Annotated in this window: 11 protein-coding genes; 7 read left to right on the top strand and 4 right to left on the bottom strand. The window is 37.0% G+C overall.

Annotated features, from left to right (window positions below):
- The first annotated feature begins 5 nt into the window (after window positions 1-5).
- Window positions 6-1,229, top strand: a complete 1,224-nt coding sequence (locus tag JOD96_RS05005; RefSeq protein WP_209563173.1) for a sensor histidine kinase — start codon at window positions 6-8, stop codon at window positions 1,227-1,229.
- Between the two features lie 52 nt (window positions 1,230-1,281).
- On the opposite strand, the gene JOD96_RS05000 is transcribed toward JOD96_RS05005, so the two are convergent.
- Window positions 1,282-1,653: an STAS/SEC14 domain-containing protein gene (locus tag JOD96_RS05000; RefSeq protein WP_209563172.1), complete on the bottom strand. Its 372-nt coding sequence runs from the start codon at window positions 1,651-1,653 to the stop codon at window positions 1,282-1,284.
- Window positions 1,654-1,909: 256 nt separating this feature from the next.
- Between JOD96_RS05000 and JOD96_RS04995 the strand changes: the two genes are divergently transcribed.
- From JOD96_RS04995 to pdeM, 4 genes are all read left to right on the top strand, one after another.
- Window positions 1,910-2,944, top strand: coding sequence for a ligase-associated DNA damage response exonuclease (locus JOD96_RS04995; protein ID WP_209563171.1), 1,035 nt, complete (start codon window positions 1,910-1,912; stop codon window positions 2,942-2,944).
- A 55-nt stretch (window positions 2,945-2,999) separates the two neighbouring features.
- The gene (locus JOD96_RS04990) at window positions 3,000-4,601 is read left to right on the top strand and encodes an ATP-dependent DNA ligase (RefSeq protein ID WP_209563170.1); all 1,602 of its coding nucleotides are present in this window, start codon (window positions 3,000-3,002) and stop codon (window positions 4,599-4,601) included.
- 86 nt (window positions 4,602-4,687) lie between these two features.
- A complete protein-coding gene (locus JOD96_RS04985) occupies window positions 4,688-7,147 on the top strand; it encodes a ligase-associated DNA damage response DEXH box helicase (RefSeq protein WP_209563169.1) in 2,460 nt (819 codons plus the stop codon).
- 5 nt (window positions 7,148-7,152) lie between these two features.
- Window positions 7,153-7,788 carry a ligase-associated DNA damage response endonuclease PdeM gene (gene pdeM, locus JOD96_RS04980; protein WP_209563168.1) on the top strand — a complete coding sequence of 212 codons (636 nt, stop codon included), beginning with the start codon at window positions 7,153-7,155 and terminating at the stop codon, window positions 7,786-7,788.
- A 65-nt stretch (window positions 7,789-7,853) separates the two neighbouring features.
- On the opposite strand, the gene JOD96_RS04975 is transcribed toward pdeM, so the two are convergent.
- The gene (locus JOD96_RS04975) at window positions 7,854-8,837 is read right to left on the bottom strand and encodes a hypothetical protein (protein ID WP_209563167.1); all 984 of its coding nucleotides are present in this window, start codon (window positions 8,835-8,837) and stop codon (window positions 7,854-7,856) included.
- Window positions 8,838-9,495: 658 nt separating this feature from the next.
- Between JOD96_RS04975 and JOD96_RS04970 the strand changes: the two genes are divergently transcribed.
- Together JOD96_RS04970 and JOD96_RS04965 are read left to right on the top strand one after the other, a co-directional pair.
- Window positions 9,496-11,325 (top strand): T9SS type A sorting domain-containing protein, encoded by a 1,830-nt coding sequence (locus JOD96_RS04970; RefSeq protein WP_209563166.1) that lies wholly within the window; start codon window positions 9,496-9,498, stop codon window positions 11,323-11,325.
- Window positions 11,326-11,359: 34 nt separating this feature from the next.
- Window positions 11,360-12,853 carry a hypothetical protein gene (locus JOD96_RS04965; RefSeq protein ID WP_209563165.1) on the top strand — a complete coding sequence of 498 codons (1,494 nt, stop codon included), beginning with the start codon at window positions 11,360-11,362 and terminating at the stop codon, window positions 12,851-12,853.
- Window positions 12,854-13,273: 420 nt separating this feature from the next.
- Here the strand turns inward: JOD96_RS04965 and JOD96_RS04960 are convergent, their stop codons facing one another.
- Together JOD96_RS04960 and xth are read right to left on the bottom strand one after the other, a co-directional pair.
- Complete coding sequence (locus tag JOD96_RS04960; protein WP_209563164.1) at window positions 13,274-13,729, bottom strand: DUF1810 domain-containing protein; 456 nt, start codon at window positions 13,727-13,729, stop codon at window positions 13,274-13,276.
- A 117-nt stretch (window positions 13,730-13,846) separates the two neighbouring features.
- The gene (xth, locus tag JOD96_RS04955; RefSeq protein WP_209563163.1) at window positions 13,847-14,623 is read right to left on the bottom strand and encodes an exodeoxyribonuclease III; all 777 of its coding nucleotides are present in this window, start codon (window positions 14,621-14,623) and stop codon (window positions 13,847-13,849) included.
- Between the last annotated feature and the right edge of the window lie 12 nt (window positions 14,624-14,635).

Here is a 14,635-nt window from a genome sequence, read left to right as displayed (position 1 = left end):
ATGTAATGGGAGACAACGCAATTAAAATCTTGCTGGTAGATGACAAAAAAGAAAACCTACTTTCTTTGCAAGTCGTCCTGGCTGATCGTGGTTATCAGTTTGTTGAAGCAACATCCGGAAAGGATGCCTTGCGGATTCTTCTTAAAAACCAGGATTTTGCCATTATACTTATGGATGTTCAGATGCCATTGATGGATGGTTTCGAGACAGCTGAACTAATCCGTCAGAGTGATAAGCTCAAACATGTTCCTATTATTTTCCTTACGGCAAATATGAACACAACAGAATATATATTTAAAGGCTATCAGTCTGGTGCAGTTGATTATATGATTAAACCCTTGTCTCCTGAGATATTACAGGCCAAAGTAATGGTGTTTACCGAGTTGTTCAGGAAAAACCAGGAATTACAGAAAAAAGAAGAAGAGACAAACGCGTTGAATGAGATTATTTTAAAAGCAAATAAAGAACTTGCCGTACAAAATGCTGCTATAGAAAAACATGCAGAAGAACTGAGAAAAAAGAACATGGAGCTCGATGCTTTCACCTACATCTCAAGTCATGATCTTCAGGAACCGCTTAGAAAAATACAGACATTTACCAATCTGATACTTTCTAATGAATATCCGAATTTATCTGAAAATGGTAAATTAAAGTTTGACAGGATTCTTTACGCAACCAACAGAATGCGTGAATTGATAAATAGTCTTCTGACTTTTTCAAGAGCAACCCTTCTGGACAGAAAGTTTGAAAGTGTAGACTTAAATTCAATTATAGACGATGTCAAGGAAGCTTTGCGTGAAAACCTATTGGAAAAAAATGCAGTAATTATCACAGATTTTCATGACAAAGCCAAAATTATTCCCTTTCAGTTTGTACAGCTCATGGAGAATTTAATTCATAATGCCATTAAATTTTCACAGCCCGACTTGCCATTAAAAGTTACCATAAAAAGCCGTTTGGTAAGTGGTGCCGATATTCAGATAGAAAAATTATCTAAAGAAGTCAATTATTGCCACATAAGTTTTGGCGATAACGGAATCGGATTTGAACCGCAACACAATGAAAAAATCTTTGGGGTATTTCAAAAACTACATGGCAGGGATTTATACGAAGGTACCGGCATCGGACTTGCGATTGTCAAAAAAATAGTTGACAATCACAATGGTTATGTCGATGCTATGGGTGAACCTATGAAAGGCGTGACCTTTAATATTTATGTACCTTATTAAATTTTAAATTAAGCTTAAAATTAACTTTCAAAATAGACTTTCAAAATTAACCTTAAAGTGCTTCTTCAGAAACCCATGTAATGGCTTCGTCATATTCAGATTTTTTGAAACCTTTAAATTCTCCAGGAACGATATAGCTAAATCCGTTCGTAAAAGAAATAATGGTATCAGAATCTGTAACAACGGCAGCCCTGTTCCACTTAGCCAGATTTTTCAGGCCGAGCAGTGCATCCTGAACCCATGCTCCTGTTGTAAAGTTTTCTAATTCAGTATCCAGAACCAAAAGAAAATTAATATGGTTAATCTGTTTTAGCAAACGCTCAATTTCAGGAAGCACTACATTTTGATAATTTTCTTTAGTAACTTCTCCGGTGGCACGAAATGCAGCAATGTTATTTGGCGTATTTGGTATCAATTGTATCATGACATTTATTTTTAAATTTGTATAAAATTAGTTTATCAGTTTTTCCATATTTTATATTTTAAGGCGTATAATCTTATAAAATTATAACCATCCCTTCCTGTTATTCCTGATTTAAATTTATTTTTTAGCCAATAAGTTTTCTGATTGAAGTTTTGTAATAACAGCTTTTAATCGTGTAATTATTTTTAGCGTATCTGAACTAAATTTAATCTTCATAAAAATGGCGATTTACTACAATCGTTCTTAAATCAGATATATGACCTCACCGTTATTAGCATTCAACGACAAAGGAATATATTGCCAACAGGCAGATGTTTACCTTGATCCCTGGCGTCCGGTTACCAACGCGATTATTACGCACGGGCATTCAGACCATGCACGCTGGGGGCACCAAAACTACATAACCCATCATACAAATGTTCCAATCATTAAGCACCGTCTTGGTGATATCAATGTTACCGGCAAAGACTGGAACGAAACATTTACAATCAACGGGGTCAAATTCTCACTTCATCCTGCCGGACATATTATAGGTTCAGCACAAATCAGAGTCGAGTATAAAGGCGAAATATGGGTCTTTACAGGAGATTACAAAACTGAGGACGATGGAATTTCTGTTCCGTACGAAGTGGTAAAATGCCATGCTTTTATAACCGAATGTACTTTTGGATTGCCTGCTTTTAAATGGCTCCCACAGTCAGAAGTTATCACAGACATTAATAACTGGTGGGCAGAAAATCGCGCAGAAGGAAAAACATCCATACTTTTTGGTTATTCACTGGGAAAAGCACAACGATTATTAAAATATTTGGATACCGATATCGGAAAGATTTACACACACGGGGCAATAGAAAATATGACACAGGTATTACGGCCTTTAGTTGATTTTCCGCCAACAACACGAGTAACAACACTAACAAAAAAAGAAGATCTGCTCGGAAACATTGTTCTTGCGCCGCCCAGCGCACACGGAAGTACATGGATAAGAAGAATGACACCTTTTGTTACAGGGTCGGCAAGCGGCTGGATGGCTTTTCGCGGAGCCAGAAGACGTCGTGCTGTAGATCGCGGTTTTGTTTTAAGCGATCATTGCGACTGGACTGGTTTACTGGAAAGCATAAAAGCAACCGGAGCCGAAAAAATAATCTGTACACACGGATATTCTGACATTTTCTCAAAATACTTACAGGAATTGGGTTATGACGCCAGAACCGCTCACACACAATATGAAGGGGAATCAGGAGAAATGGATAGTAAAAAAGATGCTGAAGAAGGGACAGAAGCTGAATAACATATTCAACGAACTCCATTAAACTTTCAGATAAATAACTCTTAACAATTCAAAAATGAAAAACTTTGCCGAACTTATAAAAACACTGGACAGTTCTAATAAAACCTCGGTAAAAGTCGATGCCCTCACTAATTATTTTAGAAATGCAAGCGACGAAGATAAAGTATGGACTATAGCAATTCTTTCGCATCGGCGGCCGCCAAGACCTGTCAATACCACATTACTGCGTTTGTGGGCAAATGAGCTGGCAGGTATTCCGCTATGGCTTTTTGAAGAAAGTTATCATATTGTAGGTGATTTGGCCGAAACCATTGCTTTGGTTATTCCAACAACAAAGGAGCATTCTGACCGAAGCCTGACGGAGTTTTTGCAGGAAATAATTGCATTAAAGAAGAAAACCGATTTCGAAAAAAAAGAATATTTGCAAACCAATTGGCTGGCACTGAATTATTACGAGCGGTTTATTTTTACTAAATTAATTACCGGAAGCCTCAGGATTGGGGTAAGTCAAAAGTTAATGACCAGAGCACTTTCTAAAGCCGAAAATATTGATGAAGACGCTTTGGCTTATAAATTAATGGGCGACTGGAACCCTAATACCATTACGTTTCAGGAATTAATACTGGATGAAAAAAGCAGCGACTATTTATCCAAACCCTATCCGTTTTATTTGGCATATCCAATTGAGGGAGAACCTTCAAATCTTGGAAATGCCGAAGACTGGAGCGCAGAACATAAATGGGACGGAATTCGTTCTCAGACGATTATACGCGACAATGAAATTTATATCTGGAGCAGGGGAGAAGAACTCGTTACGGATAAATACCCCGAATTTGGTTCTTTCCTGGGAGTTATTCCCGACGGAACAGTTATAGACGGAGAAATTCTTCCTTTTATAGACAATGAAATAGGTACTTTTAATGATCTTCAGACCAGAATTGGACGAAAAACAGTTTCGCCTGCCATCTTAAAAAAATCTCCTGTAATTATAAAAGCGTATGATTTATTAGAATGGCAAGGTCAGGACATCAGAAATCTGCCTTTTGAAGAACGTCGTATATTATTAGAAAAATTATATGATGATATAAAACACAGCAATATTCCGCTGCAACTTTCAGAAAGGGTAAAATTTTCTACCTGGGAAGAATTAACAGAAGAAAGGCTGCGCTCACGCGAAATGAGAAGTGAAGGTCTGATGATTAAAAGAAAAGATTCTCCTTATCTGGTTGGAAGAAAAAAAGGGGATTGGTGGAAATGGAAAATAGAACCTTTGGTTATAGATGCCGTACTGACTTATGCCATGCGGGGACACGGGAGACGCTCAAATTTATTTACAGATTATACTTTTGCATTGTGGCACAATAACGACAAAAATGAACGCGAACTCGTCACTTTCGCGAAAGCGTATTCCGGTTTAACCGATGCCGAATTCAGAATGGTAGACGACTGGATAAAAAAAAATACATTAGAAAGATTTGGCCCCGTAAGAAGTGTGACACCCCAATTGGTTTTTGAAATTGGTTTTGAAGGAATAGCGCTTTCCAAAAGACATAAAAGCGGAATTGCAACCCGGTTCCCACGAATTTTAAGATGGCGTCACGATAAAAAAATTGATGAAGCCAATTCTATTGAAGATTTGAAAGGTTTGATTGTTTAGCTTCATTTGACAGCACCATGCCTATATTATTCTATTTATAGTATAGTTTTTCATTTCTCAATAGCCAAAACATTAAAAAAATATAAATGAACAGAGAAGAGCTTTTTGCATTAGCAAATGAATGGTTTCACCGGCAGGGATGGAAACCATTTCCTTTCCAGACACAAACCTGGACTGCTTTTCTACAGGGTAAAAATGGCTTGCTAAACGCGCCTACGGGAAGCGGGAAAACCTATGCGCTCTGGCTGCCTATTATTCTGAATTATATAAGGAAAAATCCAAACTATAAAACAAAACACACTCCGGGGCTCAAAGCGATTTGGATAACGCCATTGCGCTCACTTTCTGTAGAAATAAAACAAGCAGCAGAACGTGTGGTAAATGATCTGGATATTAAAATGACGGTCGGAATTCGTTCCGGAGATACAACCGCAGGCGAAAGGGCAAAACAAAAAGAAAAAATGCCAGATTTGCTGGTCACAACTCCAGAAAGCCTGCAATTGTTACTGGCAGCAAAAGGCTATGATAAAATATTTGGAAACTGTACCGCAATTGTAATTGATGAATGGCACGAATTATTAGGGACCAAACGTGGGGTACAAACCGAATTGGCTTTGTCAAGATTAAAAAAGATTGCTCCGAATCTGCGTATTTGGGGAATTTCGGCCACTATAGGAAATTTGCAGCAGGCACAGGAAGTTTTACTCGGAATAGATTCTGAAGCGTATCATAATTCGGTTTTGATTAAAGCGGTTATCAACAAAAAAATAAAAGTGATTTCTATAATTCCTGAAAAAATGGAGACGTATCCGTGGCGCGGGCATATGGGATTGCATTTGATTGATGAAGTGGCCAAAATTGTAAAAGCGAGCAAAACAACCCTGATTTTTACTAATGTACGTTCGGCCTGCGAAATCTGGTTTCAGAGATTGCTGGAAAAATATCCTGAATTTGCAGGAGAAATGGCGATGCATCACGGGAGCATTAGCCGGGAAACAAGACTTTGGGTAGAGCAGGCAATCCGAAACGAAGAATTAAAAGTTGTTGTTTGTACATCAAGCCTTGATCTGGGAGTAGATTTTGCTCCGGTAGAAACCATTATTCAGGTTGGAGGACCAAAAGGAGTTGCGCGTTTTATGCAAAGAGCGGGGAGAAGCGGTCACCAGCCAGGCAAAGAAAGTGTCATTTATTTTCTGGCTACACACGCAATTGAATTGATCGAAGCCTCTGCATTAAAAAAAGCAGCAGAACATAATATTATCGAAGACAGAATTCCGTATCTCAACAGCTGGGATGTTTTGGTGCAATACCTGAATACACTGGCAGTTTCGGATGGATTTTTTCCTAATGAAATTTTTGAGGAAGTCAAGACAACGTTCTGCTACCAGACAATGACGGAAGAAAACTGGAACTGGATTCTTAATTTTATAACAAACGGAAGCCAGAGCCTTCAGGCCTATGATGAATTTAAAAAAGTAGAAATTGAAGAAAACGGCCGTTTTAAAATTAACAGCAGATTGATTGCCATGCATCACAGAATGCAGATTGGAACGATAATTGGAGATTCGGTTTTGAATGTAAAATACATGACCGGCGGTTATCTGGGCACAATTGAAGAATGGTTTATTACGAAATTAAAACCGGGCGATACCTTTATTTTTGCAGGGAAACGACTCGAATTATTTAAGATTAGAAATATGCAGGTCCTGGTAAGAAAAGCAGACCCTAAAAAAATTTCAAAAATAGTAAGCTGGATGGGCGGGCGTATGGCACTTTCGGCTCAAATGAGTGAATTAATGCGTCAGGAATTGTACAGGGCAAATACGAATAATTTATCTCCAGAACTAAAAGCGTTAAAACCTTTATTTGAAAGACAGAGAAGAGAATCAATTGTTCCGGATGCCGATCAGTTCCTGATCGAAACTTTTAAGACCAGAGAAGGCTATCATGCTATTTTTTATCCTTTTGAAGGTCGTTTTGTGCACGAAGCATTGGCCAGTTTACTGGCGTACAGAATAAGTCTGCTTTTGCCAATTAGTTTTTCGCTGGCGTATAATGATTACGGATTTGAACTCCTTTCTGATCAGGAAATTGACATGCAAAATGTTCTGGATAATAATCTGTTCTCTACAGAATATGTACATCATGATTTGCAAAAAAGCTTGAATGCCACCGAAATGGCCAGACGAAAATTCAGGGATATTGCTATTATTGCCGGATTGGTTTTTACCGGTTTTCCGGGAAAAATGGTCAAAGCAAAACACCTGCAAAGCGGGTCGCAGCTTCTGTTTGAAGTTTTCAGGGATTATGAGCCAGATAACTTATTATTTCAACAGGCGTATCGTGAAACCTTTGAGCATCAGCTGGAAGAAGGGCGTCTGATTATGGCTTTGGAGCGTATTCAAAATCAGGAAATTGTATGGAAAGCCTGCAAAAAGCCGACACCATTTAGTTTTCCGGTGATAACAGATCGGTTAAGAGAAAAACTTTCGAGTGAAACATTAGCAGAACGAATTAAAAAAATGACAGCTTCTTACATGAAGTAATAAATATGATAGCAACCATACAAAACGAAATATTTATACTGCACCCAAGCGGTGCTTTATTTTGGAAGGAAAAAAAGCTTCTCTTAATTTCGGATGTGCATTTAGGAAAGGTTTCCCATTTCAGGAAACATGGCGTTGCCATTCCGAATGATGCCATTTTAGAAAATTTTAAAAGACTGAATACTATTGTGGAAGTTTTTGCTCCCGAAAAATTGATTTTTCTTGGAGATTTATTTCACAGTTCAAAAAACCAGGAATGGAATTTATTTGAAGAATGGGTTTCCTGTTGTGTCAGCGAAATCACCCTCGTTGCCGGAAATCATGATATTATTAATAAAAAACATTATACGCAAATCAAAGTCAATGTCGTACAATCCCTTGAAATTGATGATTTTCTATTGACACACCATCCTACAGTAAAAGAAGGATTTTTTAATTTTTCAGGACATATTCACCCCGGAGTTATTTTGAGAGGTTTAGGCGGTCAGTCTCTCAAACTGCGCTGTTTTTACCAAAATAAAAACCAGATGATTCTGCCTGCATTTGGAGAATTTACAGGAAAACATATTGTAAAACCTACTCAGGAGGATGTTATTTATGCTATCGCTAATGAAGAAGTTATGTTGGTGAATAAAAAGTAATTATAATGAAAAAAGGGATGAACTCAATTTCTAGAGTTCATCCCTTTTTATAATTTTCGAAAAAATTAAAGATGGTTTTTGATATATGTTATAATCTCCTGAATAATTTCGTCTATTGCATATTTTTCTGGATTAAAATAAGTACCGTCAAAATATCTTGCATTAGTTCCTTCACCGGTTGGAGATCCGTGATGGGCATCTATAGATTTTCTCCAGTATTCTGCATGGTTTTTCCATTCTAGTGTATTGACCGCTGCAGGTTCAGTAAACCAAAGATTCCATGATAATGTATTTCCTGCCTGCAGCATATTTCCTGATGCAAGATTAAAAGCTCTCATAATTATTTCGTTAAAGCCATCAACAACCGGATCTTTAGTCAGTTTGATATCGCCAATTTCTACCGCAATATATCCGGTTGAAAAAGCTTCACTTTCGTGTAATGCAAATGGCGGGTTAATAAACTCAGGAGATATTCCTTTGTTTACAGGAAAAATCGGCTGATCGGGATTTCCGGGAAGGTGTGTAATCACCCTGATGGCGTTTTCCTTATCTAAAGGAAATTTGGGAAGACTGTATCTCAGCAGCGGCCAAATCTCTTTTATTTTATCGCCCTGATGCTCACTTGGCGTAAACCAAATTTTGCCCTCAACTGTCATATCTACAGCTATTTCTTTTGTTGTTTCATTCACCCAGCCTCTTTGCCCGGTAACGGTTACCTCTACATTTAGGCAAATTTCGTCTTCAAGCCAGATTCCCTGCTGAGGACAAATAACAGAATACACTCTTCCTTCGTCGGTATAACCAACTCTCGATATGTATGGCGCAAATTGCTGATAGCATCTTTGCGGATTGGCGCTGCCTTTTTGTGTTTCCCAGCTAAATTCCGGCCATTTTACGCCAAGCTGACGCTGAAGAAAATTAATATTATCCATATTGCCCAGCATAGGCAGGGAGGTAAGATCTCGTGTTGGATATTGCATTGGGGAATCTGCAGGAGGGAATCCACCAATCCATCCATTAGGAATGCAGGAGTTTTGATTGTTTTGCATGACGTTTTGGGTTTTTTAAGTTAAAGAAGTAAACTTAAGCTAATGTAAAATCTTACAAAAGAGTAGAATCACGCATTTTTAATGATTTTATTTAAGAAATTACCTACTTTTATTTTGCTTCTTACAAGTTTAAATTTTAACATTTGAAAGAAAAAAATGCAATTTTGAAAAATAATAGATAATTTAGTTAATTTTTTTATTTTATAATAAAAATAATTGATTTTTTTTGTATATTTGAGAGAAGGTGATTAGTTTTGACTACAATTGCATGGAATAAAAAAAGGCTTAAAAAGATGATTTCTTATCAGTTCATCGGTTTGGTTTCCTTTTTTAAAGTTGCATAATACCACATAATTTATTTCAGATAAATAAGGAGATTCCTTAATTATTATCATTAAAAAAAAAATTATATGCGCATTAGAAAATTAAAATTATTTGAACTCTTTTTTATAGATTATACAATCTATTTTTTACACCTATACACACTTCCCCCCCATAGGTTTTTAAATCCGTAGATTATTATTCAGAACTCATCAGTTTTGAACCTGTCAATTACTTTTTTTAGTATCTAAAAAAAGTATTCATAATATCTTTTGCCAAAAAATTAACAAAACGAAATGGCAAAAATGTTTTTTACTTAATCCTTAATGTGTTAAAAATGAGAGCGATTAAAAAAATAGTACTACTTTTTTTGGTATTCTGCGGCACAAAATCTGTTTCTCAGATATACTTTAGTCCGGATGCTTATATGTATGTAAAAAATGAGGTTTTATATGCAAAACAGGATATAAATTTGGCTGTAAATTCAAATTTATATCTAAGAAATAATTCGCAGCTGGTTCAGGGTACAACTTCAGTTTCAACCAATACAGGCTTGGGTAAACTATCTGTATACCAGGAAGGAACAACAGACAGTTATGAGTACAATTATTGGTGTTCTCCAGTAGGGACTCCATCTTCTGCGAGTGGAAATGAAAATTTTGGTATCAAGTTGTTAAATCGACCTACAACATCTACAGCGGCAACTCCTGCGGCAATGCTGCCATGGGGAACTCAAAATGGTACTGCAAACCCGCTTGGGATTTCTACCAGATGGATTTATAAATTAGTCAATGCCAACAATTATTCGCAATGGATTCATGTAGGTGAAACAAATGGATTGGCTGCCGGTGAAGGTTTTACTATGAAAGGGACCAGTGGTACAGATGCCTTGAACCCGGAAGGAACCGGAGTTACAAATAATCCCGGAGCGGCTCAAAGATATGATTTCAGAGGGAAACCAAATGATGGTAATATTACAATAACATTAGGTGCCAGCAATTCAACCTTAACAGGAAATCCTTATCCGTCTGCTTTGCATTTGAATGCATTTTTATTGGATGGGTCAAATACAGCAACCGGCGGTGTAGCTTATTTTTGGGAACAGGACAAAACTGTAAATTCTCATTTTCTCGCTGCTTACAAAGGTGGTTATGGTACTTTTTCTCCTGTGAGTGATGCATCAAACGGACTATATGTTCCGGCTACTTTTAATACTTATAATGGAGATGGAACGGTAAATCATACGGGTGTTTCATCAGGACTTGCGATAGAGCGTAAATACGCGCCTATAGGTCAGGGCTTTGTAATTTTTGCTACTGCCAACGGAACTGCAACATTCAAAAACTCGCATCGCGTACTTTATAAAGAAGGAGGCGGCTTAACTCAATTTCAAAAAATAAGTATAAAAGATCCAGATGTAAAAGACACGGACAAAAAGGAAAGCAATAAAACAGATGAAGAAGAAGAATCAAATCCAGTATCATATTTAAGGTTAAATACAATTATAGACAATGCATTTACCAGACAGCTTGCCCTGGCACTAGTACCAGAAGCAACAGATGGTGTTGATTATGGTATAGATGCCCTAAATATGGATGGTTCGCTACCTAATGATGTTACTTTTTGGTTGGAAGGCGGCAGTTATACTATACAAGGAGTCAATTTTGAGGTATCAAAAAAAATTCCTTTAATGGTAAAAGTAACTACAGAAGCTACTTTCAAATTTTATATACCGGAAATAAAAAACTTTGACCAGTCGCAGCCGATCTATCTTTATGATAATTTGGATAAAACGTATCATGATATTAAAAACGGATTTTATCAGGTTACGATTGCTCCCGGAACATATTCTGACAGATTTAAAATTGCTTTTACAAGTGAGTCACTGGGAACACCGGATAATGTTGCCAAGCAATTTATTATTTATGAGGATAACAGCAATAGTGTTCTAAAAGCTTCGAACCCAAATAATCTTACGATACAATCATTTAAATTATATGATATACTTGGAAAAGTAGTCTTATCAAAAAAAGCCCTGGGTAACGATTCAGATTATGCTTTTTCTACAAGCGGCCTTAGCTATGGTATTTATATAGCTGAATTCCTGACTAATGATAATCAAAAACTGACTCAAAAGGTTTTTATATCAAATTCAGGTAAAAACTAAAAAAGAATAATATCAACAATTAATATTAGAAATTATGATCACTATCTCTACTCCGAAGAATCAAAAGAAATTATTGTTACTGTTTTTCTTTTTGTTTACTTTCATAACAAATGCCCAAATCGGAATTGGTACGGTTACACCAAATGCAAGTTCGATATTAGACATAACTTCTACTACTCAGGGACTTTTGCCACCGAGAATGACATCGGCGCAGAGAACTGCAATTGTAACCCCTGCAGACGGATTGATGGTTTATGATACCACCTTAAAATCATTGTATTACTATAACAGCACTTCGGCATCGTGGCTGCCACTGGTTAATGGAACAAGTTCGAGATTAAATTATAAACTCATTAAATCTACAGATGTGCTGGCGACTGTTTTGGCGACCGAACGTGCTGCCGGAGGTGGAACTAAATATCTTATGGATTCTAATACGGTTTATGAAATAAATGGTACTATAAGTCTGGATTTACCAATAGAACTTAATAACTGTTATATAGAAGGTTTAGATGCTAATGGGGACGTTCTAAGCCGTGCTGGAGGAATTTTTGTGGGAAGTACAGGCGGAAGTGTTAAAACACTCACGCTGAGTGCTTCCAGCGGCAGTGTTTTTGCTCTTAGCGGTGCTGCAAGCCAGAGTTTATTGGTAAGGGATTGTATTGTAGCAGGATGCTCGTCAGTTGGCTCGATATCCGGTTTTGGGCTCACTTTTTTTAGCGTTATTCAGTTTCTTTCCAATGCTAACGGGATTACTTTTGAAAACATAAACTACGTATTGCTTAGTCAACTGGCTTGGTTTGGAAGTAATCAGGGAACATTTGAGAAATATACAGGAACTTTTACCCTTATAGAAAAACAAGGAGGATTTAGTCAGGTTACGGGTACAGCAATCGGTATTGATGTTTCAACTAATCCGGTAATTACTGGTGATGCTGTTATAGAATCTGTTGTTTTTACAGGTACGCTTACAACCGGGGTATATGTAAAAGGTTATACAACAGGAGCCTACACAGGATATAGTTTTAATAATAACTGGACAGTAAGATCCGCTGGAATCCCTACTGAATCGGATACGAATGCAACGGGAGATTTTGCAGTAGATTATGCGGTTGGTACAGGTATTGCTGTATCTTTTAATAGTTCTAACCCCAGTAATATTGTAAAAATTGGTTCGGCAAGTACAGTATATACCACTTCAAATTTATTCAGGTTTTCGGCACCGTCATCAGATCCGGCTAGATTAGTTTATCAGGGCAAAAAGAAAAGAATTTTTATAATTGCGGGTTCTGTTTCCTTTCAGGTTCCTTTTGCTGGGACGTATATTATCTATATTGCCAAAAATGGATCTGTCCTGAGCCAGTATAAAGTATACGGTCGTGGAGCATCAACCAATGATATAGTGGTACTGCCGGTAAACGGTACAGCCGAATTGGCAAATGGTGATTATATTGAAATATTTGCACAGCGTTATACAGGTAGTTTAGGCAATATTGTTGTTCCTAATATGACGATTACCCTTAAATAAGGTCTCGAAATTTTACTATTTAAATGCAAATGATTGCATAACTTATACAGAAAAACGAAATGACTATATGGGAATTATATAAAAAAGAAACATAAAAATGAAACCGATGCGGTTACATTATTGGGGATATTTGAATTATCCATGCATTTAATCATACTACCTTGTACTGAATCAGTGCTCTGAAACGCCGGACAGTCTAAGATTGTTTTTTTGGAAGATTGGGATCTTTAAGTTGCCAGGCATAAAGAATCAGGCAATTTATCTGTGAAAGTGATTAATTTACAGATTGAAACAGTACATGACATGGAAAGTATTAAAAAGGCCATCGGAAACGATGGCCTTTTTTGTGGATTTTTCCGACAGTCGATTACTCTTAGGTAATTCATTTCGGTATAATAGAATAAGTTTTAAGCTTAATTTTTATGCTGACATTTCAACTGGAGACATAATATTGGTCAGAGATAAAGTAAGCGGATCTAACTGGCCTGAAAAAAATCTATCTAATAATTGTTTAAAAATAGGATCTGCATTTTCGACCTGACTGAAAAGTGTCAGGCAAGAACGAAGTTTTCGGGCATCTAAATCTCCCAAAATAGTTTCGGCAGACTTATTTTTGGCACTTACCAATAGCTGTTTGGATATTTCTATAAGATGTCTGGCCAAAATAGGATGCTGCAGATAAGCTCTCGCTTCATTAATATCGGCGATAGCATAATAATCTGCAATACTGCTTTTGCCTAATCCTTTTATTTGAGGAAAAATAAACCACATCCAATGCGTTTGTTTTTTTCCTTTTTTTAATTCCGAAAAAGCAGTTAAGTAAAGTTTGTTTTGAGCGTCTAAAAAACGAGTTAAATCATTGTTTCCGTAAGCCATCGCAGAATATTTTAAAAGGGTTGAACTACTGTTTGTTTTGGTCATTCAAAAATACATGGGTGCCTGACTTATTTGTTATATAATTATTTCACTTTGTTATATAATTACATGATAGTATTATTTCCTGTCAATTTCGATCCAGACAGGAGCATGGTCACTGGTCTTTTCCCATCCACGAACATGGCGGTCAACTGTGGCAGAAATTAGTATTTTTTCTATTTCCGGACTTAGTAAAAAGTGATCAATTCTTAATCCGGCATCGCGTTGATAAGCGTTTCTAAAATAATCCCAAAAAGTATAAATCTTTTCATCGGGATGCAATTTCCGAATGGCATCGGTCCAGCCTTGCGCAACTAAATCCTTAAATGCTTTTCGTACTTCTGGTCTGAACAGCGCATCATCTACCCAGCGTTCCGGTTTATAAACGTCAAGCTCAGTAGGCATTACATTATAATCACCAACCAAAATAACAGGGGTTTTTAGATTTAAAAGCGTTTCGGCACGTTCTGCCAGTCTTTCAAACCATTTCAGTTTATATTCTAATTTAGGACCGGGCGCCGGATTACCATTAGGCAGGTATAAGCATGCAATCACAATTCCGTCAATTAGAGCTTCAATATACCTGCTTTGCAAATCATCTTCATCTCCGGGCAGCGTGCGTGTGATTTCTTCAATTTCCATATTTTTTGCCAGTATCGCAACGCCATTCCATTGTTTCTGGCCATGCCAAATGGCATTGTAACCTGCATCATTAATAGCTTTGAGAGGAAATTTTTCATGAGGTGCCTTTAATTCCTGAAGACACACAATATCCGGAGCAGATTCTTCCAGCCAGCGAAGCAAAACATTCAGACGTCCATTGACACCATTAACATTATATGTGGCGATTTTCATAATACAATACAT

Origin of the sequence: Flavobacterium sp. 1355 (assembly GCF_017833415.1) — a bacterium.
GTDB lineage: Bacteria > Bacteroidota > Bacteroidia > Flavobacteriales > Flavobacteriaceae > Flavobacterium.
Note: the sequence above shows the minus strand (reverse complement) of the source record. Positions and strands in the feature narration are given on the sequence as shown.

Bases quoted from the DNA above. Each gene is read 5' to 3' on its own strand.
- JOD96_RS05005 (WP_209563173.1), top strand. From the start codon at position 6: ATGGGAGACAACGCAATTAAAATCTTGCTGGTAGATGACAAAAAAGAA.
- JOD96_RS05000 (WP_209563172.1), bottom strand. From the start codon at position 1,653: ATGATACAATTGATACCAAATACGCCAAATAACATTGCTGCATTTCGT.
- JOD96_RS04995 (WP_209563171.1), top strand. From the start codon at position 1,910: ATGACCTCACCGTTATTAGCATTCAACGACAAAGGAATATATTGCCAA.
- JOD96_RS04990 (WP_209563170.1), top strand. From the start codon at position 3,000: ATGAAAAACTTTGCCGAACTTATAAAAACACTGGACAGTTCTAATAAA.
- JOD96_RS04985 (WP_209563169.1), top strand. From the start codon at position 4,688: ATGAACAGAGAAGAGCTTTTTGCATTAGCAAATGAATGGTTTCACCGG.
- pdeM (WP_209563168.1), top strand. From the start codon at position 7,153: ATGATAGCAACCATACAAAACGAAATATTTATACTGCACCCAAGCGGT.
- JOD96_RS04975 (WP_209563167.1), bottom strand. From the start codon at position 8,837: ATGCAAAACAATCAAAACTCCTGCATTCCTAATGGATGGATTGGTGGA.
- JOD96_RS04970 (WP_209563166.1), top strand. From the start codon at position 9,496: ATGAGAGCGATTAAAAAAATAGTACTACTTTTTTTGGTATTCTGCGGC.
- JOD96_RS04965 (WP_209563165.1), top strand. From the start codon at position 11,360: ATGATCACTATCTCTACTCCGAAGAATCAAAAGAAATTATTGTTACTG.
- JOD96_RS04960 (WP_209563164.1), bottom strand. From the start codon at position 13,729: ATGGCTTACGGAAACAATGATTTAACTCGTTTTTTAGACGCTCAAAAC.
- xth (WP_209563163.1), bottom strand. From the start codon at position 14,623: ATGAAAATCGCCACATATAATGTTAATGGTGTCAATGGACGTCTGAAT.